The organism is Dactylosporangium siamense, from assembly GCF_016862795.1.
In the GTDB taxonomy this organism is placed as follows: domain Bacteria; phylum Actinomycetota; class Actinomycetes; order Mycobacteriales; family Micromonosporaceae; genus Dactylosporangium; species Dactylosporangium siamense.
The window spans coordinates 217,159-242,812 of record NZ_BONQ01000050.1; the positions used below are offsets into that span (position 1 = coordinate 217,159).

The 25,654-nt window shown below is 73.5% G+C and carries 23 protein-coding genes; 11 read left to right on the forward strand and 12 right to left on the reverse strand.

What is annotated here, in order from left to right; all coding sequences use genetic code 11:
* The first annotated feature begins 70 nt into the window (after window positions 1-70).
* Window positions 71-1,423: an SWIM zinc finger family protein gene (locus Dsi01nite_RS16840; protein WP_203847086.1), complete on the forward strand. Its 1,353-nt coding sequence runs from the start codon at window positions 71-73 to the stop codon at window positions 1,421-1,423.
* Window positions 1,420-4,140 carry a DUF7824 domain-containing protein gene (locus Dsi01nite_RS16845; RefSeq protein ID WP_203847087.1) on the forward strand — a complete coding sequence of 907 codons (2,721 nt, stop codon included), beginning with the start codon at window positions 1,420-1,422 and terminating at the stop codon, window positions 4,138-4,140. Before Dsi01nite_RS16840 ends, Dsi01nite_RS16845 begins: the two co-directional genes overlap by 4 nt.
* 175 nt (window positions 4,141-4,315) lie before the next feature.
* On the opposite strand, the gene Dsi01nite_RS16850 is transcribed toward Dsi01nite_RS16845, so the two are convergent.
* A complete protein-coding gene (locus Dsi01nite_RS16850) occupies window positions 4,316-5,167 on the reverse strand; it encodes an aminoglycoside phosphotransferase/kinase family protein (RefSeq protein ID WP_239135940.1) in 852 nt (283 codons plus the stop codon).
* Window positions 5,168-5,436: 269 nt separating this feature from the next.
* On the opposite strand from Dsi01nite_RS16850, the gene Dsi01nite_RS58330 reads away from it, so the two are divergent.
* Window positions 5,437-8,271, forward strand: a complete 2,835-nt coding sequence (locus Dsi01nite_RS58330) for an ATP-binding protein (protein ID WP_203847088.1) — start codon at window positions 5,437-5,439, stop codon at window positions 8,269-8,271.
* Between the two features lie 573 nt (window positions 8,272-8,844).
* On the opposite strand, the gene Dsi01nite_RS16860 is transcribed toward Dsi01nite_RS58330, so the two are convergent.
* Window positions 8,845-9,261: a MarR family transcriptional regulator gene (locus Dsi01nite_RS16860; RefSeq protein ID WP_203847089.1), complete on the reverse strand. Its 417-nt coding sequence runs from the start codon at window positions 9,259-9,261 to the stop codon at window positions 8,845-8,847.
* A gap of 57 nt (window positions 9,262-9,318) precedes the next feature.
* Between Dsi01nite_RS16860 and Dsi01nite_RS16865 the strand changes: the two genes are divergently transcribed.
* Window positions 9,319-10,125: an alpha/beta fold hydrolase gene (locus Dsi01nite_RS16865; RefSeq protein ID WP_203847090.1), complete on the forward strand. Its 807-nt coding sequence runs from the start codon at window positions 9,319-9,321 to the stop codon at window positions 10,123-10,125.
* Here the strand turns inward: Dsi01nite_RS16865 and Dsi01nite_RS16870 are convergent.
* The 3 genes from Dsi01nite_RS16870 to Dsi01nite_RS16880 form a co-directional block, all read right to left on the reverse strand.
* On the reverse strand, window positions 10,118-10,552 hold the full coding sequence (locus Dsi01nite_RS16870; RefSeq protein ID WP_203847091.1) for a hemerythrin domain-containing protein: 435 nt from the start codon (window positions 10,550-10,552) through the stop codon (window positions 10,118-10,120). The genes Dsi01nite_RS16865 and Dsi01nite_RS16870 overlap by 8 nt on opposite strands.
* A 103-nt stretch (window positions 10,553-10,655) precedes the next feature.
* Window positions 10,656-11,876, reverse strand: a complete 1,221-nt coding sequence (locus Dsi01nite_RS16875) for an NAD(P)-binding domain-containing protein (protein ID WP_239135941.1) — start codon at window positions 11,874-11,876, stop codon at window positions 10,656-10,658.
* Between the two features lie 4 nt (window positions 11,877-11,880).
* Window positions 11,881-12,429: an OsmC family protein gene (locus Dsi01nite_RS16880; protein WP_203847092.1), complete on the reverse strand. Its 549-nt coding sequence runs from the start codon at window positions 12,427-12,429 to the stop codon at window positions 11,881-11,883.
* A gap of 87 nt (window positions 12,430-12,516) precedes the next feature.
* On the opposite strand from Dsi01nite_RS16880, the gene metX reads away from it, so the two are divergent.
* Genes metX through Dsi01nite_RS16895 form a run of 3 tightly spaced genes read left to right on the forward strand, consistent with a single transcriptional unit; the run spans window position 12,517 to window position 15,520 of the window.
* Entirely contained in the window at window positions 12,517-13,734 is a 1,218-nt protein-coding gene (gene metX / locus Dsi01nite_RS16885; RefSeq protein WP_203847093.1) for a homoserine O-acetyltransferase MetX, read from the forward strand.
* On the forward strand, window positions 13,731-15,047 hold the full coding sequence (locus Dsi01nite_RS16890; protein ID WP_203847094.1) for an O-acetylhomoserine aminocarboxypropyltransferase/cysteine synthase family protein: 1,317 nt from the start codon (window positions 13,731-13,733) through the stop codon (window positions 15,045-15,047). The genes metX and Dsi01nite_RS16890 overlap by 4 nt, the downstream gene beginning before the upstream one ends.
* Complete coding sequence (locus Dsi01nite_RS16895; protein WP_203847095.1) at window positions 15,047-15,520, forward strand: CoA-binding protein; 474 nt, start codon at window positions 15,047-15,049, stop codon at window positions 15,518-15,520. Before Dsi01nite_RS16890 ends, Dsi01nite_RS16895 begins: the two co-directional genes overlap by 1 nt.
* An 11-nt stretch (window positions 15,521-15,531) precedes the next feature.
* On the opposite strand, the gene Dsi01nite_RS16900 is transcribed toward Dsi01nite_RS16895, so the two are convergent.
* From Dsi01nite_RS16900 to mdcA, 7 genes are read right to left on the reverse strand one after another with little or no spacing between them, the layout of a single operon-like run.
* Window positions 15,532-16,365 carry an alpha/beta hydrolase gene (locus tag Dsi01nite_RS16900; protein WP_203847096.1) on the reverse strand — a complete coding sequence of 278 codons (834 nt, stop codon included), beginning with the start codon at window positions 16,363-16,365 and terminating at the stop codon, window positions 15,532-15,534.
* Between the two features lies 1 nt (window position 16,366).
* On the reverse strand, window positions 16,367-17,191 hold the full coding sequence (locus Dsi01nite_RS16905; protein ID WP_203847097.1) for an ACP S-malonyltransferase: 825 nt from the start codon (window positions 17,189-17,191) through the stop codon (window positions 16,367-16,369).
* Entirely contained in the window at window positions 17,188-17,853 is a 666-nt protein-coding gene (locus Dsi01nite_RS16910; RefSeq protein WP_203847098.1) for a malonate decarboxylase holo-ACP synthase, read from the reverse strand. The genes Dsi01nite_RS16905 and Dsi01nite_RS16910 overlap by 4 nt, the downstream gene beginning before the upstream one ends.
* Window positions 17,854-17,873: 20 nt before the next feature.
* The gene (mdcD, locus tag Dsi01nite_RS16915) at window positions 17,874-19,631 is read right to left on the reverse strand and encodes a biotin-independent malonate decarboxylase subunit beta (protein ID WP_203847099.1); all 1,758 of its coding nucleotides are present in this window, start codon (window positions 19,629-19,631) and stop codon (window positions 17,874-17,876) included.
* A complete protein-coding gene (mdcC, locus tag Dsi01nite_RS16920) occupies window positions 19,628-19,936 on the reverse strand; it encodes a malonate decarboxylase acyl carrier protein (RefSeq protein WP_203847100.1) in 309 nt (102 codons plus the stop codon). Before mdcC ends, mdcD begins: the two co-directional genes overlap by 4 nt.
* Before the next feature lie 59 nt (window positions 19,937-19,995).
* Entirely contained in the window at window positions 19,996-20,910 is a 915-nt protein-coding gene (locus Dsi01nite_RS16925) for a triphosphoribosyl-dephospho-CoA synthase (RefSeq protein ID WP_203847101.1), read from the reverse strand.
* 30 nt (window positions 20,911-20,940) lie between these two features.
* On the reverse strand, window positions 20,941-22,584 hold the full coding sequence (gene mdcA / locus Dsi01nite_RS16930; protein WP_203847102.1) for a malonate decarboxylase subunit alpha: 1,644 nt from the start codon (window positions 22,582-22,584) through the stop codon (window positions 20,941-20,943).
* 102 nt (window positions 22,585-22,686) lie between these two features.
* Here mdcA and mdlC point away from each other — a divergent pair, with 102 nt between their 5' ends.
* From mdlC to Dsi01nite_RS16950, 4 genes are read left to right on the forward strand one after another with little or no spacing between them, the layout of a single operon-like run.
* Entirely contained in the window at window positions 22,687-24,309 is a 1,623-nt protein-coding gene (gene mdlC / locus Dsi01nite_RS16935; RefSeq protein WP_239135942.1) for a benzoylformate decarboxylase, read from the forward strand.
* Window positions 24,284-24,937, forward strand: coding sequence for an SIMPL domain-containing protein (locus Dsi01nite_RS16940; protein WP_203847104.1), 654 nt, complete (start codon window positions 24,284-24,286; stop codon window positions 24,935-24,937). The genes mdlC and Dsi01nite_RS16940 overlap by 26 nt, the downstream gene beginning before the upstream one ends.
* 33 nt (window positions 24,938-24,970) lie before the next feature.
* Entirely contained in the window at window positions 24,971-25,255 is a 285-nt protein-coding gene (locus Dsi01nite_RS16945; RefSeq protein ID WP_239135943.1) for an ArsR/SmtB family transcription factor, read from the forward strand.
* Window positions 25,255-25,641 (forward strand): VOC family protein, encoded by a 387-nt coding sequence (locus Dsi01nite_RS16950; protein ID WP_203847105.1) that lies wholly within the window; start codon window positions 25,255-25,257, stop codon window positions 25,639-25,641. Before Dsi01nite_RS16945 ends, Dsi01nite_RS16950 begins: the two co-directional genes overlap by 1 nt.
* Window positions 25,642-25,654 lie beyond the last annotated feature (13 nt).

The window sequence follows — 25,654 nt, forward strand, 5'->3', positions numbered from 1 at the left end:
TTTCGGTGTCAGCCGGTTGGCAACTGGCTGGCACCGAAAATTGTCACACCCGGGGATTACCTTCTCGGGCATGACGAACGCCGTCCAGTCGCTGAGCTACCTCGCCCCGTCGGCACTGCGCGACGGGGGACTGCAACTGCAGACCGCCGGGGGCGTGGCGCAGCGCGCAGCCACCGCCAACCCGCGGTTCTTCACCGGGTTCCTGACCACGCCCGCCGCCGCGTCGGCCGGGCTGCTCGCGGTGGCCGAGGTGGCCCGGACCCGGTATTTCCAGCCGCTGAGCCCGGCGAGCCTGGACCCGGTCGTCACCGGCAGCCGGGACCGGCTGCGGTTCGAGTCGTTCTCCGGCTGCTGCGGCGTCTATGCGCGCCTGGACGTGCTGCCCGCCGGGCTGGACGGGGAGATCGTCGACCACGGCACCACCAACGTCGACGTCAACACGCCCCTGCGGCAGGCGCTGCAGCGGCTCGTCGGGGCCGACCCGCTGCACGTCAGCGTCGGCCCCGACGACCTGACCGTGTCCACGATGGACGGCGCGGTGGTGGAGAAGAAGGTGCCGCTGCCCGCGCGCTGGCTGCGCGGGTTCGCGGAGGTGCAGGTCATCGCGTCCGGCTTCGACCCGCGCGCCGAACTGTCCGCGGCGGACGCGACCGCGTTCCTGCGCCGGTTGCCGGCCGCCAACGACCGCGCGGTGCTGTGGGCGGTCCCCGCCGGCCGGTCGCTGCGCCTCACGTCCCGGCCGGCGCCCGGCGCGGTCTGCCTGCCCGGGCCGGGTCGGCTCGCCGCGCTGAAGCCCGTGCTGCGCTTCGCCAAGCGGCTGCGGGTCTACGGCCCGGCGCTCACCACCGCCAGCGGACCCGTCTCCAGCACGTGGGAGCTGGACACCGGCGAGCTGCGCCTGTCGCTGACCTTGTCACCGCAGCCCAGCCGGGGGTTCTCGGGCGAGGGTGCGGTGCTCGCCGCCCTCGCCGGCGACGACGTGGTCGACGACGCCGAGCTGATCAGCACGCTGCTCGCCTGGGACCCGACCGTCGACGTCGACGCCCTCGCCGAGCAGGCCGTCATGCCCGCCGCCCGGGTCCGGGCGGCGCTCACCCAGCTCGGCACCGCCGGGCAGGTCGGCTTCGACGTGTCCGAGGCGGCCTATTTCCACCGGGTGCTGCCCTATGACGCCGAGCGGGCCGAACGGCACAACCCTCGCCTGGTCGGCGCCCGCACGCTCGTCGAGACCGGTGCGGTGAGCCTCGACCCGACCGGTGCGACCGTGCGCAGCGGCGAGGAGGTCTACCGGGTCCGGGCCGTCGACGGCGGCCTGCACTGCACCTGCGCCTGGTGGGCGAAGTATCGCGGCGGCCGGGGACCGTGCAAGCACGCCCTCGCCACCGAGCTGGCCCGCGTCGGCGCCGTCGAGGTGGCACGGTGAACCTCTTCGGAAGGCGTCCCGCCGGACCCCTTGACTGGCCCGCGCTGCAGGATCTGCTGAAGGACGGCAAGTTCGCCGCCACCGTCGAGGCCCTGCGCGACCTCGACGAGGAGCAGCGGGCGGTGCTCGGCAAGGAGCTCGTCGCGCTGCGCCGCCAGGCCGACACCTGGTTCAACGAGAAGGTGGCCACCGCCTATGCGGTCGCCGCCGTCGGATGCGCATCCACGGCGGCCAAGGCCGTCACCGTGATCACCCGGCACGGCTGGCCCTGGTCGGTGCTCCAGTCGGCGCCGGTGCTGCGCGCCGCGGCCGACCGTGACGTGCCCTGGCTCGGCGAGCTCGCCGACCGCTTGGCCGAACGGCTCCCGCGCGACGTCGTGTTCCACGCGTGGCGTTTCACCGCCGACCTGGTCCTCGCCGCGGGCGTGCCGGTGCCGACCGGCGAGCGGTTCGTCGACGGCTGGCTGCTGTCGCTGCAGGTGTCGCTGCGGGAAACGACGATGCTGGACGTGCTGCGGACCAGCCCGTTCACCGACCTGCTACTGCCGCCGGCGTTCGAACGGGACGGGATCGCCGCGTCGATCAGCGTCTGGGACGCGCCGACCAGGACCTACGACTCGGGCCCCGGCATTCTCCTCGCGGTCGCGGCGCTGGTCGGCGAGGGCCGCTACCCGCGCGACAGCATGCTCGACCGTTGCCTCGACGCGCTGCTCGGCGGCCGCCCCAACGCGGTGTCGCATGGCTTCGTCCGCTTCCACGACGCCCTCGCCCCGACCGGCCCGGAGATCGCCGCGCGGACGATGATCTATCTGAAGCTGCTCACCGACGCCATGGGCTCGGTGGCGACGATGGCGCAGAAGGTGCTCAAGACCGCCGACGCCGACGGCGCCCTGGAGCTGGAGTCGCTGCTGGACGCGTCCCGCACCGTCCTCGGCCGCAGCGAGAAGGGCCTGGTCAAGGCGCAGCTGATCTGGCTGGAGAAGCTGGCGAAACGGCTGCCGGCCCGCGCCGCGGAGATCGCCGAGGTGGTCGCCGTCGCCACCGATCACCCCGACGTGCAGGCCCGGGACCGGGCGGCGGCGTTCCTGGCCAGGCACGGGTCCGCCCCGGATCCGCTGGGTGCCGCGCGGGACGTGGAGCCGGATCTGCTGCCCGGCCAGGTCGCCGCGGCCGACATGCCCGACCCGATCGGTTCGCCGGACGAGCTGGCCGAGGAGGTCGCCGCCCTCGGTCAGGCCGCCTGGAACATGGTGCCGGTCGAGCGGATCCTCGCCGCGCTGGTGCGCCTGCACGCCACCGACCCGCACTCGCTGCGGGCCGCGCTCGCACCGGTGATGCAGCGGGTCGACGGGCAGCTCGGCACCGACTGGTGGTCCTCCGAGGCGCACCGGTCGGCCGCGGCGTTGTTCACCGCCGCCCTGAACAAGGGATCCGGTCTGCCGTTCACACTCGCCGAGGCGACCCGCGTGCTGCGCGGCACCCCGGCGGACATCCGGGTCGGCAATCCGTACATGAAGCTGCACGGGGTGCTCATGACCCGGCTCGCCGAGGTCGTCGTGCGGCTGTCGACCGAGCCGGTGCCGGCGCTGGTGGCGACCCCGACGCAGGTCAACGGTCTGATCGACCCGGCTGCCCTGGTCGAGCGGCTGGCCCGCGCCGAACGGGAGGGCTGGGAGCCGTGGCGGCGTGACCTGCGCCAGGCGCTCTACCGGCTGCCGCTCGACGTCGACGGCGACGCGCTGCGGCAGGCCCGCACGCTGCGGTCCGAGTCGGGCCGGATGCTGGTGGAGTGGCTGGAGGCCGGCGGCGCGGGCCGCCCAGAGGTCCGCGTGGTGCGCGTGCACCGCCAGAGCGCCGAACGCGGCAGACATCTCGAGTGGCTGCCGGAGTCCCGTTTCTACGGTGCGTCGGCGCCCGCCGTCGGGTCCGGCCTCGACCCCTATCACCTGACCGACCTGACCCCGCCGCCGGTCGTCAACGCCGACCTGGGCTCGCACGGCTGGGCCGCCCTGTGGCCGTCGGTGCTGCCGGCCCAGCGGGAGGTCGTCGCGGCGTGCCTGCTGCCGTTGATCGCCTCGGCCGCCGACCTCGACAACGCCCGCGGCGACGCGCGCCTGCTGCCGCTGCTCGCCGAGCTGACCGGCCCGGCCGGAGCGGCGACGTGCACCGCCGTCGCGTACGGTCTGGCCGCCGCCCAGGCCGATGAGCGCATCGCCGCCCTGGACGCGCTCATCGCGATCGGAGGGCTGGACGGCTTCGACGGCGGTGAGCTCGGCGCGCAGCTGGCCCGGCTGGCCGGCGCCAAGCTCGTCGTGCTGAGCCGGACCGTGTCCCAGCTCGAGGAGGCGGCCCGCATCGCGCCGGCGATGACCTGGCGGGTCGCGGCCGGCGCCTTGGCCGGGCTGCTGCCCGCCGAGCACGCCGGCCGGGTGCCGGGACCCGCCACCGCGCGGTCCACCGCCACCGCGCGGTCCACCACCGCCGCGCGGTCCACCACCGCCGCGCGGTCCACCGCTGCCGGCCGGGCCGATACCGGGGGTCCGGTTCGGACCACCCCGCGCGGGCTGCCGGACCTGCTGACCCTCGCGTCCGCCGCCGCGGCGGCCTCTGGGTCGCGGGGTGAGGTGGCGGGGCTGGCCGAGCTGGCGGCCCGGACCGGCTCGACGAGACTGGTCGTCGAGGCCAGACGCCTCCACCGGACCCTGACCGCCGGTTGATCGCGAGCCGGCTTTTGTCAGGAGCCGGCTTCGTGAGGAGCCGGCTTGTCGGCGTTGGCTTTGTCAGGCGTTGGCTTTTGTCGGGCGTTGGCTTGTCAGGCGTTGGCTTGTCGGGCGTTGGCTTTTGTCGGGCGTTGGCGTTGTCAGAAGGACGCTTTGTCAGGCGGGCGCTTTGTCAGGCGTTGGCGCGGCGGAGGCGCTCGGCGGCCTGGGCCCGCAGCGCGTCGCCGCACACCGGGGGCTGGCCGTGCAGGGCCTCCCAGCGGGCGTTGTGGGCCGCCGGCCACAAACTGGCCGCCCACACGACCTCCAGTTCCACGGCCGTGAACGCACGCCCCCGGACGGCCTGATAGGCCGACACGAACGCCTCGGAGCTCTCGACCGGCGCCAGCGTCGGCAGCCCGGCGCCCCTGGGGAACACTCCGCTCGCCGCTCCCACCAGGGCGGCCTCCGGTTGCCAGGCCAGGCTGTCCCAGTCGTGCACCGCCCACACCTGTGGGCCGCGCCAGCGCAGGTTCTGTGCCTCGAAGTCGGCGTGGCCCAGCACGCACGGCAGGCCGGCGCTCAGCAACCGCTCACGGGCCCGTCCGGCCGTGTCGACGACATGCGCGGGCACGACGCGCTGGTCCCGGTCGTCGAGGAACCCGATCGCCGGCCACACCCCGGCACCGGGGTGGTCCCAGCGCACCCAGCGCGGATTCGGCAGCGGCGGCGCGACGCGCACATCGGCCAGTGCAGCCATCAGCCGGGCGAACACCTCCGCGTAGCGCACGGCCACGTCCGGTGTCTCCCCGGGCACGATGTCGCCGCCCGGCCGGAACTCCTCGGCGTGCACGGCCAGGGAGCCGGCCCGGACCACCGGCGTGAGCGGCCGGGCACACGGAAATCCACGCTCGGCCAACCGTGCCTGCGCCGCGACACAGGACGCGGCCCGGCCGTCGTCGGCGCGCGCCTTGACCACGACGTCCAGGCCCGAGGTCAACCGGAGAGCGAACACCGCCGAGATCTGTTCGAGCCCGAACAACATTTCGGCAGGCTCGGCACCGAGCTGGCTCAGACACCAACCCGGCAACCAGTCCGGCACACCGTCCAACGGCACGACTCCTCGTTCGCACGGCCGTGCGAAACCCCTGATCGACGGCACCGGTGCCCTCGTGTCTCCGGTGCCGTCGTGCTGATTCCATCGTCGTGGAGGACCGGCCGGGGTGCCAGGACGTTGACCGGAATCTCATCGGAACTTGTCGTACCGGCGGCGTACGGTTGTCCGGCAGGGGCAGCGCCGGCGCGAGGATGGCGATGAGCGAGGTCGAAGGTTCGAGGGCGTTCGGGGCGCTCGTCCGTGCCCACCGGCGCCGGCTGGGGCTGACCCAGGAAGAGCTGGCCACGAAGGCCGGGCTGAGCGTCCGCAGCATCGTGAAGCTCGAAGGCGGCCGCATCGCGGTGCCGCGCCCGCCGACCGTGCGGCTGCTCGCGGACGTGTTCGGGCTGACCGGCACCGACGCCGACACCTTCCGGCGCTCCGCGGCCGGCGTGGACGCCGGGGAGGTGACCGCGGGAGATCCGGCGCCGGCCGCCGGGCGGGTGCCGGCGCAGCTGCCGCCTGACGTGTCGACGTTCACCGGACGGGCGGTGCAGCTGGCCGCCCTCGACGCGATGGCCGCCGAGGCCGCCGACCAGCCGACGGCGGTGTTCGTCGCGGTGGTCACCGGGCCGGCCGGGGCCGGCAAGACCGCGCTCGCGGTCCGGTGGGCGCATCACGTCCGGGACCGGTTCCCCGGCGGCCAGCTGTATGTCAATCTCCGCGGGCACGACCCGGCCCAGCCGATGGCCACCACCGAGGCGCTCGGCCGGTTCCTGGCCGCGCTCGGGGTCGCCCCGCCGGACGTGCCCGTCGACGCGGACGAGCGGGCCGCCCGGTTCCGCACCGAGATCGCCGACCGGCGGGTCCTGCTGCTGCTGGACAACGCGTCGTCGGCCGAGCAGGTCCGGCCGCTGCTGCCCGGCACCGGCTCGTGCACGGCGCTGGTCACCAGCCGGGACACGCTGCCGGGGCTCGTCGCCGTCGACGGTGCGCACCGGGTCGAGGTCGACCTGCTGCCGCCCGGCGACGCGGGCGCCCTGCTGCGGCGGCTGATCGGGGCGCGGGCCCGCGCCGAGCCCGGCGCCGTGACCACCCTCGCCGAGCAGTGCGCTCGGCTGCCGCTGGCGTTGCGGGTCGCCGCCGAGCTGGTGGTCGCCCGGTCCGGCGCCACCCTGGCCGACCTCGTCGCGGAGCTGGACGACCAGCGGCAGCGGCTGGCCCTGCTCGCCGCCGGTGACGACCCGCGGGCGTCGGTGTCGGCGGTGCTGTCGTGGTCGGTCCGGCACCTGCCGCCCGCCGCGGCCCGCACGTTCGGGCTGCTCGGCCTGCACCCCGGCGCCGACTTCGACGCGCACTCGATCGCCAGCCTGACCGGCGACACCCCGGCGCAGGCCCGCGCGGTGCTGGACCAGCTCGCCCGGGCGCACCTCGTGCACCGGACCGCCCCGGGCCGTTACGGCATGCACGACCTGTTGCGCGCGTACGCCGCCGAACACACCCAACGCCCGACCGATGCCCCCCGCAGCCGTCTGTACGACTACTACCTGACCACAGCGGCGGCCGCCACCGACCTGCTGTTCCCCACCGACTCCACCCGCCGGCCACAGCCGCCACGGAGCGAGGACGCCCCGCCGCCGGCTCGCGGCGGAGTGCGCCCGTCGATGGCCCCACCAGGTGCCGCGCTGTCGGATCGGGATGGTGGCGGGCTGTTTGACGGGGACGGGGACGGGGACGATGGCGCCGCGCTTCGGGCGGGTGTCGCATTGTCAGCTGGGGACGGTGGCATCGCTGTTGGAGCGGGCGGCGCGCTGTCGGGTGGGGATGGTGGCGCTGGGTCGCTGGATGGGGGCGGTGGCGCCGTGTTTGGGGCGGACGTTGGGCTGTCGGGTGAGGACGGTGGCTTCCCGCTTCGGGCGGACGCCGCGTCGTCGGGCGGTGGCGATGGTGCTGGGCTTCGGGCGGGTGCCGGGTCGTTGGATGGCGGCGTCGGGCTTCGGGCGGGTGGTGGGTTGCTGGATGGGGACCGAGGCTCTGCGGATGGGGACCGACCCTTCGCGGTTGCGGTGGGCAGCCCGTCTCCGGTGCTGGTCGACGCGGCGGCGGCACACAGGTGGCTGGACGGTGAGCGGGTGGCGCTGCTCGCGATCGTTGCCGAGACCGCCACCGGTGGCTGGCCCGGCCACGCGGTGCGGCTGTCGGCGATCCTGCTGCGGTATCTCGCCGCTGGGCAGCCCGCTGATGCCGTCGCCGTGCACGGGCACGGCCTCGACGCCGCCCTCGGTCTCGGTGACCGGGGTGGGGAGGCCGACACGCGGACCGCGCTCGGTGCCGCGCTGCTGCGGCTGGGACGGCCCGAGCCCGCCGCCGGGCACCTCGAGCGGGCGGTGGCGCTGCACGGCGAGCTCGGCAACCTGGCAGGTGAGGCCCGCGCGACCATCAACCTGGGCTTGGCCGCGGCGGACCTGCATCGGCTTCCGTCGGCGGCCGGCTGCTTCGAGGCAGCGGCGCGGCTGTATCGACGGGGCGGTGATCGGGTCGGTGAGGCCAGGGCCCTCAACAACCTCGGACTCGTCGAGGAGCGGATGGGCCGCTACGGTCCGGCCGGCGAGCACCACCGGCGGGCGCTCATCCTGTATCGCGAGGCTGGCAGCCTGCTCGGCGAGGCGAGCGCCCTGACGGACCTGGGCATCGTCGAGCACCGGCTCGGGCGGCACGAGGAGGCGGCTGAGCAGCACCGGCGGGCCCTTGCACTGTTCCTCGACGGGCATGATCGGATCGGCGAGGCGTGGGCGCGCAACGGCCTCGGCGAGGCGGCACGGTCGCTCGGTGACCCGGCCGGCGCGCTCACCCACCACGCGGCCGCTCTTGCCGCAGCGACGGTCGCCGACGCCCGCGACCAGCAGGCCCGCGCGCACCGGGGCCTCGGCGACGCTCACGCGGCACTGCATGACCTGGCCCGCGCCGGGGTGCACCACGAGCAGGCGATCGCCCTGTACGCGGCACTCGGCATGCCGGAGGCCGACGACCTCCGCGCGGCGATCCCGACATAGGAGGCTGCCGGTTCCCCGCGACCAGGGGCCGGGACCCGACATAGGAGGCGGCCGAGTTTACGACCGGGGGCCAGACCGAATGCCGGAAGCTGGCCACCTGCGCGCGAACCGACGTAGGAGGCTGCCGAGTTTCGTGCCGGGGGAGGCGGACCGTATGCCGGAGGCCGCGACCAGGGGCCGGGACTCGACGTAGGAGGCTGCCGGTTTCCTGCGGGGGAGGCGGACCATACGAAGGAGGCCGCGCCCGTCTGCCGGAGGTCGACGACCTGCACCCGGCGGACCCGACGGAGGAGCGTGCCGGGTTCCCTACGGGGGAGGCGAACCGAATCCCGAACGCCGACGACCCGGGGACCCGACGTAGGAGCGTGCCAGGTCCCGCTGGTGGGGCGGACCGTCGAGTGCGCACAGGCGTCGACCCAACCTGGCAGCGGAAGGACGACCAGCCCGCGGTGGGCCACCATCGAATCCTAGCATCCTAGGACGGCAAAGGCGACGCGCCTGACGACACACCCAGTGCTGACGCCGGTGCCGCGCCGAAGCGCCGGCCAGGTGCGGATCAGTGCCAGGTGCGGATCAGTGCCGGGTGAGGTGCCGGCCGAGGGTTTCCAGGGCGGCCAGGACCTCCGTCAGGTCGGCCGGCCGGTGCTCGCCGAGCGCGCCGGCGACCGCGGCTGTGATGTCGACGGCGGCGACCTCGCGCTGGCGGGCGGTGGGCTCGGGGTTGCGGTGCAGCAGCTGGCGGCGCCGGTCGGCCGGGTCCGGGCCGGCGAGGACCGAGCCGACCGACCGCAGCCGGGCCACGGCGTTGGAGACCGCGCTCTGTGGCAGGCCCGTCCGCACGGCGACCTCGCCGACCGTGGTGCCGGGGTGGTCGTAGACGTCGCTCATGACGATCACGACGGTCCGCTCGCCGCCGCCGGCCGAGGGCAGTGCCTGTTCGCCGATCTTCATGAGCGTGCGGCCGAGCAGCATCAGTTCCACGGGACCCATGTGAGCCACCGTACATCATTCTTGATGCATCAGAAATGATGGGTTAGCGTGAGCGGCATGCAGACACAGGCGAGCGGCGCACACATCCACTACGACGTCACGGGGACCGGGCCGGTCCTGCTCATCTCGCAGAGCGGTGAGGGCGACGCCGACCGCACCGTGGACCTCGTCGGTCGGCTCGCCGACCGGTTCACCGTCGTCACGTATGACCGGCGCGGACTGTCCCGCAGCCGCCCCGACGACCCGTCAGCCCCGGTGTCGATCCGGCTGCACGCCGATGACGCGGCCGCCGTCCTGCGCCAGGTCACCGACGGGCCGGCGCTGATGCTCGGGCTGAGCCTCGGCGCCGCGATCGGGCTGCACCTGCTGGTCGAGCATCCCGGCAGCGTCGGCACGTTGATCGCGCACGAACCGATCGCGCTGCGGTTCCTGGCTCCGGCTGCCGAGACCACCGCCCGCGACAAGCTGGCGTCGGTGCGCCTGGCGCATCAGCGGCACGGCTGGCGCGCGGCCGCCGCACAGGTCGCCGCTGTGCTCGGCATCAACCCGCACGACCAGGACACCGAGCCCGGCATCACCGCGTTCCCGTTCACGGAGGCGCGCGCCGCCAACTTCGAGTACTTCCTTTCCAACGACCTGGGCGCCGTCCTCGCCGACACCCTCACCCTGGCCGACCTTCCCGCCGACGCGCACATCCTGCCCGCGGTCGGCCGGACCAGCCCGCACGACGGTTTCGACTACCTCGCCGCGCTGGCCCTCGCCGGGCGCCGCCGCGTCGAGGCGCACCAGTTTCCGGGCGGCCACAACGGCAACCTCACCCACCCGCAGGCGTTCGCCCGGCGCGTGCACGAACTCGTCAGTTGAAGTCGAACACCTTCGCCGACCAGCCGGTGTCGGGGGTACCGGCGTCCAGCGCCGCGCTGATCGCCCGTTCCTCGTAGGCGAAGTGCGACTCGAGGATGGCCGTGAGCCCGTCGAGCTCGCCGCTGACGGCGTCGTCGGACGTGGCTGCGGCGATCCGGGACAGGATCCAGGAGATCAGCCCGTGGTCCTCGACGAGCTTGTCGACGGTGCCGGCGAGGTCGGGGCGGAGCCGTAGCAGTTCGGCGAACATGCCGGCGTCCTCGCCCTCGTGGTGCGCGGTCACGGCGGCGCAGAACGCGACGCAGTGCACGGTGAGGTCGCGGGACGGGCCCGTCCTGAGGGATGCGAGCTGGGAGCGGAGTTTCTGGTGTGCCTGCGCGAGTTGCAGGCTGAGCGCGACAGCGCGGTCGCGGTCCTGGGGTGCCACAGTCGGCGGCCCTTCGGTCCCACACCTCCATGCCTGGCGCAGACCGCCACCGGCACGCGATGCTGTGATCATCCGATCACGGGCGGACCGGGTCGCGCAAGCGTCAGGGGCGGTGCGCGAGGTGCGCGGCCAGGTGGTCGACCACGTCGCGGGCGTCGTCCTCGATGCCGTGGATGAAGGTGGACTTGCGGCGGCGCAGGACGGGCAGGCCCAGCGCGTACAGGCCGGGGCTGGCGAGCACGCCGCCGTCGTGGTCGAGCCGGCCCTTGGCGTCCAGGACGGGGACGTCGAGCCAGTCGTACTCCGGCCGGTACCCGGTCGCCCACACGATGCTGCGGATCTCGCCGGAGCGCAGGTCGAGCTGCAACCGGCTCGCGGTGGGCACGGTAGTGGGCGCGAACCGCTCCGGAGGAGGGAGGTCCGAAACGCCCAGCGCGTCGAACGTGTCGAGCAGTCGCTGCTGCTTGAGGTCGGCGAGGGCGAACACGTTGCGCAGGCCGCCGGAGAACAGGGCCTTGCCGTCGCGGATCGCGGCCCAGCGGCCGACCAGCTGCACGCCGAGCGCGGTCAGCGTGTTGAGGTCGAGGGTGCTGCGGTCCGCGGTGCCGGCGAGCTGCGGCGACGGCAGCCGGCGGGCGCGGGTGAGATCGTCGATCTCGTCGTAGCGCTGGTCCCACACGCCCGACGTGGACATCCACCACAGGATGTCGCGGCCGCGGTACGTGCGGGGCAGCCGGGTGTGCTCACCGACCGAGAGGGTCACCGGCCGGCCGGATCGCTGCAGCTCGGCGGCCAGCTGCACGCCCGTCGCCGAGGCCCCGACGACGAGCACGCCGCCGTCGGGGAGCTTCTCCGGGCCGCGGTAGTCGAACGGCGTGAACTGCTCGATGGCGGCGGGCACCGCGTCGCTGAAGGCCGGGACCACCGGCCGGTTGCAGGCACCGCTGGCGATGACCACGGTCCGGGCCCGGAACGCGCCGGTGGAGGTCAGCACGTCGTACCGGTCGCCGGAGTACGAGACCGACGTGACGGTCGTCGAGGTCCGCACGGGCGCGGCGGTGACGGTGGCGAAGCGCTCGACGAAGTCGACCACCTCGCCCATCGTCATGTACCCGTCGGGATCGGCCCCCTCATAGCGGTGCCCGGGCAGGCGGGACTGCCAGTTGGGGGTCAGCAGGCGCAGGGAGTCCCACCGCTCACGGCGCCACGAGTTCGCGACCTCGCCGCGCTCCAGCACGACGTGGTCGATCGACCGTTCGCGCAGGAAGTGGCTGGCGGCGAGCCCGGCGTGGCCGGCGCCGATGACGACGGTGGTGACGTCCACGTTGTCAGGCGACTTCGACGGTGACGTCGGTCGGGTTGGTGAGCGCGTCGAAGACGGCGGAGCGCTTCTGGGACTGGGCGACGAGGGCCTCGATCTCCTCCTTGGAGGCGTCGGCGTCGATGCTGAACGTCACCTTGATGTCGTTGAAGCCGTTGCGGACGTCGGGGTCGGCGCCGAGGATGCCGCGGATGTCGTGCTTGCCCTCCACGACCGCGTCGACGGAGCGCAGCTGGATGCCGCGGTTCTGGGCGACGGACGCGACACCGGCGGTGAGGCAGCCGGCGAGGCCGACGAGCAGGTATTCGATCGGGGTGATGCCGTTGTCCTCGGCGGCGAAGACCGCGGGGTGGTCGGCGTCGAACACCGACTCGGCCTTGTGGCTCTGCTCGGCGCCGAGGCCGAAGAACTGCTGGACGCGGGTGGTGCTGTGCACGCCGTGGTCCCACTTGGACGTGGCCCGCCAGGTGAACTGCGCGGCCTCGGGCGCACCCTGCAGCGCGGTGCGCGCCTCGAGCAGTGCCTGCACATTGACGCCGTTCTCAACCGTTGTCATCAGGTGAAGCTCCCTTCGATCCACTACATTCCCGATCGGGATGGTTGACAGTACATCGGCTGCGGGCTTCCGGCTATCATCGCGCTCATGACTTCAGCCTCGACCCGTGCGGCCGGCTCGGTCGGTGTGGTCGAGACCAAGTATGCCGACCTGCCCGGGCCGGTCCGGCTCGACTCGGGTCGGGAACTGGCCACCATTCGTGTCGCATACGAGACGTATGGCGCGTTATCCCCCGAACGGGACAACGTCATCCTGGTCTGTCACGCGCTCAGCGGTGACGCGCACGCCGCGGGCCGGTCCGCGAAGCCGGGGGAGAGCACCCGCGACGGGTTCGGGGCCGAGGACCGCGACGGCACCGCCGCCAAGGGCCTCGGCTGGTGGGACGGGATGATCGGGCCCGGCAAGGCGTTCGACACCGACCGCTTCTTCGTGGTGTCGACGAACCTGCTCGGCGGTTGCGCCGGCACGACCGGCCCGTCCTCGATCGACCCCGGGACCGGAAAGCCGTACGGGTCGGACTTCCCGGTCGTCACGGTCGCCGACATGGTGCGCGTCGAGCGGGCGCTGCTGGAGCTGCTGGGCATCGAGCGGCTGGCCGCGGTCGCCGGTGGGTCGCTCGGCGGGATGCAGGCGCTGCAGTGGGCGGTGCTGTTCCCCGACCTGGTCGACGCGATCGTGGTGATCGCCAGCACGCACGCGCTGCACCCGCAGGGCCTGTCGTGGAACGCGATCGCCCGCGACGCCATCATGCGCGACCCGGACTGGCAGGGCGGCCACTATTACGGCACCGGCCGCAGGCCCGACGCGGGCATGGGCCTGGCGCGGATGGTGGGGCACGTGACGTATCTGTCCGCGGCGTCGATGGGCGACAAGTTCGCCCGGCGGCTGCAGGACGGCGACGACATCCGCTACACGATCACCGACGCCGAGTTCCAGGTGGAGAGCTACCTGCGGCATCAGGCCTCGACGTTCGTGCGGCGCTTCGACGCCAACACCTACCTGTACATCTCCCGGGCGCTGACCTACTTCGACCTGGCCCGCGAACACGGCGGCGGGTCGCTGACCGAGGCCCTGCAAGGAATCAAGGCCCGGACGCTGCTGATCGCGTTCAGCTCGGACTGGCTGTATCCGCCGGCCGCGTCACAAGAGATCCACGACGCGCTGCGGGAGCACGGCAAGCCCGCCGAGCTGCACGTCTTCGACGCGCCGTACGGGCACGACTGCTTCCTGCTGGAGGAAGCCCGGCAAACGCCGGTGATCCGGGCGTTCCTGCAAATGACCGACACAGAGGACAAGGCACCGTGACCGACAGACCACTGCGGGCCGAAGAGGCGCGCGACTTCGGGTTCGAGACGCGGCAGTTGCACGCCGGGCAGCGACCCGACCCCAACACCGGCGCACGGGCCGTGCCGATCTTCCAGACGACCAGCTACGTCTTCGAGGACCCCGAGTCGGCGGCGGCCTACTTCAACCTGCAGGAGTACGGCAACACGTACTCGCGCATCATGAACCCGACCACCGCGGTGTTCGAGGAGCGGGTGGCGAACCTCGAGGGCGGCAGCGGCGCGGTGGCGTTCGCCAGCGGGATCGCCGCCCAGGCGGCCGCGCTGTTCACGCTGCTGCAGCCCGGCGACCACGTGGTGTCGTCCTCGGCGCTGTACGGCGGCACCGTCAACCAGTTCAAGCACCTGCTGCGCAAGATGAGCGTCGAGGTGACCTGGGTCGACCCCGACGACCCGGAGGCGTGGCGGCAGGCGGTGCGCGACACCACGAAGGCGTTCTTCGGCGAGACGATCGGCAACCCGTCCGGCAACGTCCTGGACATCGAGACCCTCGCCACGATCGCGCACGAGCACGACCTGCCGCTGATCGTCGACAACACGTTCGCCACGCCGTACCTGTGCCGCCCGATCGAGTGGGGCGCCGACATCGTCATCCACTCGGCGACGAAGTTCATCGGCGGCCACGGCACCAGCATCGGCGGTGTCGTGGTGGAGGCCGGCACGTTCAACTGGTCCAACGGCCGGTTCCCGGTGGTGGCCGACCCGTCGCCGGCGTATCACGGCCTGCAGTTCCACGAGACGTTCGGCACGTACGGCTACCTGATGAAGCTGCGCGCGGAGACGCTGCGCGATCTGGGTGCCGCGCTGTCGCCGTTCAACGCGTTCCTGTTCCTGCAGGGTCTGGAGACGCTGTCGCTGCGGATGGACCGGCACGTCGCCAACGCGCGGAAGGTCGCGGAGTTCCTCGAGGGGCACGAGCTGGCCTCGAACGTCACCTACCCCGGACTGTCCGGCAGCCGGTACCGGCCGCTGGTGGACAAGTACCTGCCGCTCGGCGCGGGAGCGGTGTTCTCCTTCGAGTGCGCCGGGGGCCGCGACGGCGGGCAGGACCTGATCCGTGGCGTGTCGCTCTGGTCGCACCTGGCCAACGTCGGCGACGCGAAGAGCCTCATCATCCACCCGGCCAGCACGACCCACCGGCAGCTCAGCGACGACGAGCTGACCGCCGCCGGGGTCGCGCCCGGCACGGTCCGGCTGTCCGTCGGCACGGAGTCCGTGGACGACCTGATCTGGGATCTCGAGCAGGGTTTCGCCAACGTCAAGGCAGGTGCCTGATGACCGACCACCAGGACCCCCTCACCATCCAGCGGGTGTTGCACGGCGCGAAGACGATCGCGGTCGTCGGGCTGTCCGGCAACGAGCTGCGGGCCAGCCACTTCGTCGGCTACTACCTCAAGCGGCACGGGTACCAGGTGATCCCGGTGAACCCACGCGAGCCGCGGATTCTCGGCGAGACCAGCTACCCGAGCCTGCGCGACGTGCCGGTGCCGGTCGACATCGTCAACGTGTTCCGCGCCCCGGACGCCCTGCCGGGCATCGCCCGGGACGCGGTCGCGATCGGGGCGGGGACCCTGTGGACCCAGTTCGGTGTGATCAACGCGGAGGGCGCGCGGATCGCCGAGGACGGCGGGCTCACCGTGATCGTGGACCGTTGCCTGAAGGTCGAGCACGCCCGGTACGTCGGACGGATGCACTGGCTGGGTTTCAATACTGCTCGCATCACGTCCGTCCGGGGTGGCCTGCAGTAGCCGCTACCCGCTCAGGTGGCGGGGCAGGTGGCGTGGGCGGCGGCGAGGATCTGGTCGGTGACGGCCTCCGGGTGGGAGATCAGGGTCAGGTGCGACCCGCCGGGGACCCGTAGGATCTTGGCGTTCGCGCGCTCCGCCATGGCCTGCTGCGACTCCGGCGTGATGATCTTGTCGGCGGTGCCGATGACGTACCACGACGGGATCGTCTTCCACGCGGCCGCCTTCGACGGGGTGGTGAAGGCGCTCATCGCGGCCGGTCGCTGCCCGGCCCAGAGTGTCGTCGCGGCCGGCTTCGGCAGGTCGGGTCCGAACGACTGCAGGAACACCGGCTGCTTCAGGTACAGCAGGACGTCGCCGGAGGCAGCGCCCGGGGATGACACCCGGTCGTAGAGCGTGTCCGGCGGCCCGCCCAGCGCGGAGGTCTTGCCGCTGAGCTGCCCGGTGCTCTCACCGACCGCGGGTGCGGCCGCGTCGACGTAGACCAGCTGCTCGACGTTCGGGTTGCCCGCGGCGGCGTTGGTGATGACGGATCCGCCGTAGGAGTGCCCGACGAGCACGATCGGCCCGTCGATCGTCTTGAGGAACGCGGCCAGGCCGGCGGCGTCGCTGATGAGTCCGCGCAGCGGATTGGCGAAGGCGCGCACCTTGTACCCCTCCTGCTGCAGCCGCTCGGTCTCGCCGTTCCAGCTCGAGGTCCCCGCCCAGGCGCCGTGGACGAGCACGACGGTCGGTTTCGCGGCACACGCGGCGGCCGTGGGTGCCGGCCGTGCGTTCGGCGGGCCGCTCACGGCGAGGCTCACGACCGCCAGGGCGGTCGCCAGGATCTGCTTGCTGCGCGTCTTCATCTCATTCCTCCCGCTTCAGGCGGTGCACGGTGGCGGGGATGCCGAGGTCGTCGACCGCGAGGTCGGTGAGGTGCGGATGTGCCCGGGCGGCGAGCGCGGCCAGGGCGTGCCCGGGCGGCACCTGCACGGTCGTCGTGATGCCGAGTTCGGGCATGAGACGCACGATGTCGTGCCAGCGGACCGGTTGTTGGACGGACAGTGCGACGTCGTCGAGGACCGCGCCGGGGGCGTGGAGGAGGCGCCGGCCGGTGGTGTTGGCGAAGTACGCGCGCCGCTGCTCGCCGTGTGCCTCGCCGGCCAGGGCCCGGGCGACCTCCCGCGCGGTGCCGGCCTGCAGCGGGCCGTGCGAGGCGACGGCGACGCCGAGGTCGATGACGTCCCGGGCGCCCGCCGCCGGTGCGCGCCGGCGCAGCGCGTCGAGCGCGGCGCGGGTGCCGGCGACCACGATCTGATCGGCGGCGTTGACGTTGGCGATCCACAATGGACCGTACGTGGTGTCGACGAGCCGTTGCACGGCCGCCCGATCGAGTCCCCGGACGGCGGCCATCGCCCAGGAACCGCTGGCGCAGGCGCGTTCCATGGCGGCGCCGCGGACGCGGACGACCCGCAGCGCGGCGGGGAGGTCGAGGACGCCGGCGACGACCGCGGCGCCGAACACGCCGGCGGAGTGCCCGGCGACCGCGTCCACCCGCAGGCCGTGCTCGTCGATGAGGGTCCGCGCGGCCGCGACCCCGGTGGTGAGCAGCGCGACCTGGGTGTCCGTGGTGGACACCGGGGTGGCGCGGCCGGGTGTGCCCTGGCCGGGGAACAGCAGCGCGGTGCTCATGTCCCGCGGATCCGGGCCGGCACGATCAGGCAGGCACCGCGGGCGGTGCGCAGCACCACCCGGTCGGCGCCGGAGGCCAGCTCCGCGGCGGCGACCGCCCCGGCCGGCGTCTCGATCAGGCAGTCGACCCGCACCGGCACGCCGCGGAACGCCTCGAGCAGCGCGGCGGCCCAGTCCGTCCCGGGGAGCGGGTCGCATCGCACGATGACGTCGAGGTCGCTCGCCGCCGTCGTCACGGGCTGCCCGGTGGCGAGTTCGAACCCGGCGCCGCCCACCGGCCCCCAGCCGGGACCGAGCCCGTCCAGGGCCGGCTGGAGCGCCCGCAACGCCGCGAGCGCGGGGGTCCGGTCCGCCGGGCCGGCACCGCACCGGAGCTCCTCCGGCCCGACGACGTCCAGCACGCTGTGGACCGGGACCTCCGTGGCGTGCCGTTGGTGCCGCTCCGGGCCCCGCACGCCGACCGGGAGGTGCCCGCGTGCGGCGGTGCCGCGACGCACGACGGCCCACGGCGTCCTGGCCAGGGACTCGGCCACCCATGCGGGTGCGGCGCCGGTGCAAGCGTCGGTGCCGACGCCGGCGAGGCGGACCAGGTCGTGGGTGCGCAGCCCGGTCACCGCGGGCTCCAAACGCCCGGTCACCGCGGGCTCGAAAGGCGTGTTCACCGTGTGCTCCGAGGGCGTGTTCACCGTGTGCTCCACTGGGCGGTGAGGGCTTCGCGGACGGCCCGGGACGCCTTGCGCACGGTCTTCGCCTGGTCCGAGTCGAGGCGCCGGGACAGGTCGGTGGGGCCGGTGCGGGCGTCGTGGGCGGCGACGCGGACCGCCGCCGCGACCCCTCGGACGTCGGCGTCGGTGGGGTGGTCGGCGTCGCTGACCGGCAGCAGACCGTCGCAGAAGCCGAGCGTGGCCCACTGCCGCACGTCGTAGGACAGCGGCGGGATGGTCCGGGCGAGCTGGTCCAGCTGCTCTACGGTGCGCCGGGTGATCTTCGCGGCGGCCTGCCTGTGCATGGCGTGGATCTCCACGCCGGGCGCGTCGAGGGCGAGGATCCGCGACGCCTGCAGGCCGTGGGCGAGGAACCCGCCGGACAGTGCCTGCCCGACGACGAGGGTGACGAGCGGGTGCCCGGCCACGCGGGCCGCGTCGGCGGCGTCGACGGCGGCCGCGATCGCCTGATAGAGCCCGGTCATCTCCTCGATCCGGCCGTAGGCCTGGCTGGGCAGGTCGACGACGGCGACGATCGCGCGCCGCTGCGGGCGACCGTCGTCCTGCGCGACGACGGCCCGGATGGTGCGGGCGAGGGCCGCGCACTCGGTCACCCCGACCTGTCCCTGCCTGGCCCGGTACCAGGGGTTGTCCGGGTCGGGGACGACCGCGAGATACGTGCTGTCGGCGGTGTCGGCCCGCAGCACCGAGTCGATGACGGGCTCCGGTGCGGCGCCGGCGAGGGCGGCGATCCAGGTCCGGCCGCGGTCACTCGGCCGCATCGAGGAGCGGGTGCCGCTGCTGCCCGGTTCCGCCTGGTCTGGTTCCGGCCGGCGCTGTGCCGTCGGCGGCTCGTAGGTCCCGCCCCACAGCGACGGCAGCCGCTCGGGCGCGGGCGGTGCGGCCGGGTCGACGGTGGCCAGCCGGGCGTCGAGGACGTCGAGACGCTCGCTGCGGTGCCGGCCCGCCGGGGCGACCCCGGCGGCCACGGCGTCGCGGACCGCGTCGCGCAGCGCGCCGGCGTCGTCGATGACGAGCGCGTCGGCCAGGCCGGTCCGGTGGCGCTGCACCCCGCCGTCGACGGCCCAGATCAGGTCGTGGTCGGCGGCGTCGAACTCCTCGACGCCCGCCTCCTGCTCGATGACGGCGGGACCGTTGAGCCCGATCCGCGCCTCCGGGGTGACGATCACCCGGGTGCACAGGCCGGTCGCGATGCTCAGCCCGCCGAACGACCCGACCGACCCCGCGACCACCCCGATCACCGGGGCCAGGGGCCGCAGTTCGAGCAGCGCGGCGCAGATCTCGGCGACCGCGTTGAGACCGAGGTTCGCCTCCTGCAGGCGGACCCCGCCGGTCTCCAGCAGCAGCACCGCCGGCATGGGTGCGCGGGCGGCCAGGCGCAGCGCCTCGGAGATCTTCGCGCCGGACACCTCGCCGATCCCGCCGCCCTGGAACGCCTGCTCGATGGACAGGACCACGGCGGGCGCGCCGGCCACGGTGCCGCGGGCGACGACCACCCCGTCGTCGGACTGCGGTGTCACGTCCTGCGGCACCAGCCACGGCGACTCGAGCCGGTCGAACGGGCCGCACAGCACGCGGGTCGTCCCGTCGTCCAGCAGGGCCTCGGCGCGGGTGAGCGCGTCGAGCTCCAGGAAGCTGCGGCGGCGCAGCACCCGCTCCCAGTCGACGGCGCCGCCGGCGGCCTGCGCGCCGAGCGCCTGCATCGTGGTGGTCATGACGCCTCCTCGATCGGGCCGGCCTCGTGGGCGGCTTGCTGGAGCCGCAGCGTGACCAGCGCCGGGGTCGCGGCCGCGTCGTTGAGCTCCCACGAGCCCCGCACCGGCGTGCGGGCGAAGAACCGTTGCAGCGTGCTGCGCCAGACCTCGTCGAACCCCTCCACACTTGTTCGGACCCGAACAACGGCGACGTCGTCGGCGGTCGGTTCGAACAGGACCTCGAGGTCGCCGGAGCCGACGACGCCGACGTGGGCGCGGCGCACGGCCCGCACCGTCGCCGGGAACGTGAAGTGCAGCGTCCGCATGTCAGGTGAGTCCTTCCACAGCGTCAGGGAAGACCACAGCGTCGGGGAAGACCGCAGCGTCAGGGGAAGACCGCAGCGTCGGGGAAGACCGCAGCGTCGGGGACGACCACAGCGTCAGGGGAGACCGCGGCGTCGAGGAAGATCGCGGCGGCGAGCACGTCGCCGCTGCCACCGGGTGACAGGTGGTGCCGGCGGCACAGCCGGTCGAGCCGGTCGAAGGCGGCGGCACCGGCGGCCGTGCCGGACCCGCCGGCCCGCAGCACCGCGGCCGCGCCGGTGCGCACGGCCCGCAGCCCGGCCGGCCCGGCCCGGTGCAGCAGGCAGGTGTCCTCGAGGCGGCTCATCGACGCCAGGAGCGCGCTGGTGCGGCCGTCCCGCCGCAGCACGGGCAGCGCGACCCGCACCACGTGGGGGAAGCCGCGGCGGGCCTCACCCATCGCGCCGGGCGCGCCGTAGCGCAGCCGGACCCCGGTGCCGTGCGATGCGCGGCCGGCCCCGGTGCCGTGCGATGCGCGGCCGGCCCCGGTGCCGTGCGATGCGCGGCCGGCCCCGGGATCGTCGAGGGCGGCCAGTGCCGCGGCGAACCCGGCCGCCCCGGCGACGGTGCCCGTGGCGGCCAGTCCCGCGGCCAGGAGACCGAGCGCCCACAGGGCGCCGCGGTGGGTGTTCACGCCGCCGGTCGCCGCCAGCATCCGCCGTTCGCCGTCCCGCCCGATCCCGCCGATCTCGGCCCGCAGGTCGCGGCCCGGCGGCATCGACCGCGCCGCCGCGGCGCACGCGGCGATCGGCGCGGCGAGGGCGTCGGCGGAGGCGAGGAGCATCGGCAGCGTCATGTCCCGGTGCGCGCCGCCGCCGCGCCGGTCGACGAGCCCGGGCTTCGGCGTGTGCAGCGCCTCCTCGCGCAGCGCCCGCGCGGCGAGCCGGCCGAGCCGGGCGGGCGTCGGCGGCGCCGACGTGACCGTGTCGATGGCCATGGGGATCCCCCGTTCACCAGTTGCGGAACTTCACCAGTTGCGGAACTGGGCCGGCGGCTCGTAGAGGCCGCGGGACCAGGCGACCAGGTCGCCGATGCTGCGCGCGGCGAGCAGCGACCGGTCGGCGAGGGACGGGTCGACCTTGAGGTCCTGGGGGAGGGCGACGAGACCGTCCCGGCGCAGCCGTTCCACGCTGCCCGGGTCCGCGCCGCGCCCGAGCGGCGTCACACCCGCGATCGCGGCGAGGGCCGCCCTGCGGTCGACCAGGGACGGCGCCTTGTACAGGTACGCGACGCCCTCCTCGGTGACGACGTGGCTGACGTCGTCGCCGTAGATCATCACCGGCGGGATCGGCATCCCCGCGTCCCTGCCCACCTGGACCGCGTCGAGGGACTCCACGAACGTCGGCGTCCCGCTCGACTGGAACGTCTCCGCGATCTGCACGACGAGCTTGCGGCCGCGCAGGTCGGCGGCGTCGCCGTGCTGCAGGTCCAGCCAGGCGGGCGTGGCGTGCCGCCGGCCGTGCGGGTCGTGCCCCATGTTCGGCGCCCCGCCGAACCCGGACAGCCGGCCCTCGGTGACCGTCGAGGAGTTCGCCCGAGCGTCCATCTGCAGCGTCGAGCCGATGAACATGTCGATCGCGTACTGCCCGGCGAGCTGGCACAGCACCCGGTTCGAGCGCAGCGACCCGTCGGCGCCGGTGAAGAAGACGTCGGGTCGTTCGGCCACGTACCGGTTCATGCCGGACTCGCCGCCGAAGCAGTGCACCGACTCGACCCAGCCCGACTCGATCGCCGGGATGAGCGTGGGATGCGGGTTCAGGGTCCAGTTGCGGCAGATCTGCCCCTTCAGCCCGAGCTGCTCGCCGTACGTGGGCAGGATGAGCTCGATCGCCGCGGTGCTGAACCCGACGCCGTGGTTGAGCGACACCACCTGGTGCCGTTCGTAGACGCCGCGCAGCGCGAGCATCGCCTGCAGGATCTGCACCGGGCCGATCGCCTTCGGGTCGCGGGTGAACAGCGGCTCCAGGAAGAACGGGCGGTCGGCCCGCACGACCAGGTCGATCCAGTCACCCGGGATGTCCACCCTCGGCAGCGTCCCGGCCGGCACGATCTCGTCGGCCTGCACCACGACGATCCCGTCGTGGAACGCGGTCGCCTCGGCGATCGTCGGGGTGTCCTCGGTGTTCGGCCCGGTGTACAGGTTGCCGTGCTGGTCCGCCGCCGACGCGCACAGCAGCGCGACGTCCGGCCGGAGGTCCACGAGCATCCGCGCGTACAGCTCGACGTAGGTGTGGATGGCGCCGACCGACACCGTGCCGTCCGCGACCAGCTGCGCCATCCGCACGCTCTGCGGCCCCGCGTAGGCCAGGTCCAGCCGGCTTGCGAGGCCCTGCTCGAACAGGTCGAGGTGCTCGGCGCGGGACACCGACCCGATCAGCATGTGCAGGTCGTGCAGCCGGCCCGGGTCGCATCCGGCCAGGGTCCGGCTCAGGTAGTCCGCCTGCTTCTGGTTGTCACCCTCCAGCGCCACCCGGTCGCCCGGGTGGATGACGGCCTCCAGCACCTGCCGCAGCGCGTCGGGCCGGATCAGCTTGCCGTCGACATGCTCGGTGGCGGCCGCGATCCGCTGGCGCTTCGCGGTGCGTCGCTTGTCCCAGACTGTCCCGCTCATCGGCTTCCCACCCATCAGCCGTCGCGTAGGTCTCCCACCGTACTGCGCGAAATCCCTTGTGCCACAACGTTTGTGCCGCAAGGGCGAGGGCAGACGCGGGGCGTGGCCCAGAGCGGAAGCGTCAGAGACGCGTTCTACGACGTGTTGCGCACCCACGGCATCACCACCATCTTCGGCAACCCCGGGTCCAACGAGCTGCCGCTGCTCAAACGGGTGCCCGACGACTTCCGCTACGTCCTGGCCCTGCACGAGGGCGTCGCGGTCGGGCTGGCCGACGGCTTCGCGCAGGCGTCCGGTGTCCCGTCGGTGGTGAACCTGCACGCGGCCGCCGGCACCGGCAACGCGATGGGCAACCTCACCAACACCCAGTCCGGCCACGTGCCGGTCGTCGTCACGTCCGGCCAGCAGTCCCGCCGGTACGCGGCCCTGAACGCGTTGCTCACCAACGTCGACGCCCCGCAGCTGGCCCGGCCGCTGGTGAAGTGGAGCACCGAGCCACTGCGCGCGCAGGACGTCCCCCTGGCGGTGTCCAAGGGGATCCTGCTCGCCGCCGCCGCTCCGGCCGGACCCGTGTACGTGTCGATCCCGCTCGACGACTGGGACCGCGACGCCGACCCGGCGGCCCTGCGGCTGCTGACCGGCCGCGCGGTGCACGGGGCACCGGTCGCCGCGGAAGGGCCGCTGCGCGCGTTGGCGGAGCGGCTGGGTACCGCGGCAAACCCCGTCCTCGTGCTCGGCCCCGACGTCGACAACGAAGCGGGATGGACCGGCGCGGTGCGGCTCGCGGACCGGCTGCGGCTGCCGGTGTGGGTCGCGCCGAGCCCGTCGCGCTGCCCGTTCCCCACCCGGCACCCGTCGTTTCAGGGGTTGCTGCCCGCCGGTGTCGGCACGGTCGCCGACCGGCTCGCCGGCCACGACCTGGTCGCCGTCTTCGGCGCCGCGGTGTTCCGCTACCACGAGGCGGTCGGCGGCGACTTCCTGCCCGCCGGGACCGACCTGTGCTGCGTGACCGCCGACCCCGACGAGGCGGCCCGCGCCCCGATGGGCACCGCCGTCGTCGGCGACCCGTCCGACGCGCTGACCCGCGTCGCGCAGCACGTGCCACAACGAACGCAACAACGAACGCCGGTCGACCACGCGCCGCCCGCCGACGCCGGCGGACCCCCGTTCACGGCCGAGGCGATCCTCGACGCGGTCGACGAGGCCAAGGACGACGACACCGTGGTGGTGCTGGAGTGGACGTCGGCGGACATGATCTGGGACCGCCTCGACCTGACCCGCCCCGGCAGCCTGTACTTCCCGGCGTCCGGCGGGCTCGGCTGGGGCCTGCCCGCCGCCGTCGGCGTCCAGCTCGCCGACCCGGCCCGCCGCGTCATCGCACTCATCGGCGACGGCGCTTTGCAGTACACGGTCAGCGGCCTGTGGACGGCGGCCCAGCACCGGGTGCCGGTGGTGTTCGTGGTGCCGCGCAACGAGGAGTACGCCGCCCTCAAACAGTTCACGGAGCTGATGGACGCCCCGGACACCCCCGGCCTCGACCTGCCCGGCATGGACGTCGTCGGCCTCGCCACGTCCTACGGGGTGCCCGCCGTGCGGGTCGACTCGCTGTCGTCGTTCGGCACCGAACTGCGCCGCGCGCTCGCGGATGACGGCCCACGCCTGATCGAGGTCCCGGAGCGTCGGATTAGGGTGTCTCGTCATGACGGTGGTAGCGGTACGCGGTGAGGCAACCCGTGAGGTCGACCCGGAACTGGCCGAGTTCACGGTGGTGGTCTCCGCCCGGGACAAGGACCGGCAGACGACCCTGACCCGGCTGCGGGAGCGGGCCGACGCGCTGCGGGAGCTGCTCGACCGGCACGGCGAGGCGGTCGAACGGCGCGAGACCAGCGGGTTGCACGTCCACGCGGAGCTGGGCAAGAAGGGGGAGCGGGTCGCGGCGTACTCCGGCAGCGTGGTCACCACGGTGACGGTGCACGACTTCGCCGCGCTGGGGGAGCTGCTGCTGACGGTCGCGAACCAGGACCAGACGCACGTGGACGGCCCGAGATGGTCCCTGCGCCCGGACAGCGCGGTGCACAAGGAGGTGCGCCGCGCCGCGGTCGCCGACGCGATCGCCCGGGGCAAGGAGTACGCGGAGGCCCTCGGCGCGCAGGTCGTCGACCTTCTCGAGCTGTCCGATCCGGGGCTGCGCGGCGAAGCGGTGCCCCTTGGCATGTTCCAGTCCTACGACGTGCAGGCGAAGTCGCGGGGCGCCTACGGCGGCGCGCCGCTGCAGCTGGACCCGCAGCGGCAGCGGGTGCGGGCGGCGGTCGAGGCCCGGTTCACGATCACCACACCGGACCTGGGGGCTTGATATGCAAGCAATTACTTGCCTATCATCGTCAGGGTGAGCGACGTCTTCAAAGCGCTCGCCGACCCGACCCGCCGTGCGATCGTTGACGAGCTCACCGACCGCGACGGGCAGACGTTGTTCGAGCTCTGCGGCCGTCTCACCATGAAGCACCAGATCAACTCGTCCCGCCAGGCGATCTCCCAGCACCTGGAGCTGCTGGAGAGCGCCGGGCTGGTCGTGGTGCGGCGGGAGGGTCGCTACAAGTTCCATCACCTCGACACCGGACCGCTGCGCGACATCGTCGAGCGGTGGCTGACCCCACGGACGAAGGACACCTGATGATCATCAACCTGGCGAGCGTGCTCGTCGACGACCAGGCCAAGGCGCTGAAGTTCTACACCGAGGTGCTCGGCTTCGTGAAGAAGCACGACATCCCGATGGGGGAGTTCAGCTGGCTGACCGTGGTGTCGCCGGAGCGCCCCGACGGCGTCGAACTGGTGCTCGAGCCGTCCAGCCACCCGGCCGTCGGGCCGTTCAAGGCGGCGCTGGTCGAGGACGGCATCCCCTTCACGTCCTTCGCCGTCGACGACGTGCAGAAGGAATACGAACGGATGCGCGCCCTCGGCGTCGTGTTCACCCAGCAGCCGACCGAGATGGGCCCGGTCACCGTCGCGACCTTCGACGACACCTGCGGCAACCTCATCCAGATCGCCCAGCAGAACTGATCGTCAGGAACGT

Coding starts and splice junctions, on each gene's coding strand:
- Dsi01nite_RS16950 (WP_203847105.1), top strand. CDS start 25,255: ATGATCATCAACCTGGCGAGCGTGCTCGTCGACGACCAGGCCAAGGCG.
- Dsi01nite_RS16905 (WP_203847097.1), bottom strand. CDS start 17,191: ATGAGCACCGCGCTGCTGTTCCCCGGCCAGGGCACACCCGGCCGCGCC.
- Dsi01nite_RS16880 (WP_203847092.1), bottom strand. CDS start 12,429: ATGACAACGGTTGAGAACGGCGTCAATGTGCAGGCACTGCTCGAGGCG.
- Dsi01nite_RS16900 (WP_203847096.1), bottom strand. CDS start 16,365: ATGAAGACGCGCAGCAAGCAGATCCTGGCGACCGCCCTGGCGGTCGTG.
- mdcA (WP_203847102.1), bottom strand. CDS start 22,584: ATGAGCGGGACAGTCTGGGACAAGCGACGCACCGCGAAGCGCCAGCGG.
- mdcC (WP_203847100.1), bottom strand. CDS start 19,936: ATGCGGACGCTGCACTTCACGTTCCCGGCGACGGTGCGGGCCGTGCGC.
- Dsi01nite_RS16940 (WP_203847104.1), top strand. CDS start 24,284: ATGACGGTGGTAGCGGTACGCGGTGAGGCAACCCGTGAGGTCGACCCG.
- metX (WP_203847093.1), top strand. CDS start 12,517: ATGACTTCAGCCTCGACCCGTGCGGCCGGCTCGGTCGGTGTGGTCGAG.
- Dsi01nite_RS16850 (WP_239135940.1), bottom strand. CDS start 5,167: ATGTTGTTCGGGCTCGAACAGATCTCGGCGGTGTTCGCTCTCCGGTTG.
- Dsi01nite_RS16840 (WP_203847086.1), top strand. CDS start 71: ATGACGAACGCCGTCCAGTCGCTGAGCTACCTCGCCCCGTCGGCACTG.
- Dsi01nite_RS58330 (WP_203847088.1), top strand. CDS start 5,437: ATGAGCGAGGTCGAAGGTTCGAGGGCGTTCGGGGCGCTCGTCCGTGCC.
- mdcD (WP_203847099.1), bottom strand. CDS start 19,631: ATGACCACCACGATGCAGGCGCTCGGCGCGCAGGCCGCCGGCGGCGCC.
- Dsi01nite_RS16895 (WP_203847095.1), top strand. CDS start 15,047: ATGACCGACCACCAGGACCCCCTCACCATCCAGCGGGTGTTGCACGGC.
- Dsi01nite_RS16925 (WP_203847101.1), bottom strand. CDS start 20,910: ATGGCCATCGACACGGTCACGTCGGCGCCGCCGACGCCCGCCCGGCTC.
- Dsi01nite_RS16865 (WP_203847090.1), top strand. CDS start 9,319: ATGCAGACACAGGCGAGCGGCGCACACATCCACTACGACGTCACGGGG.
- Dsi01nite_RS16860 (WP_203847089.1), bottom strand. CDS start 9,261: ATGGGTCCCGTGGAACTGATGCTGCTCGGCCGCACGCTCATGAAGATC.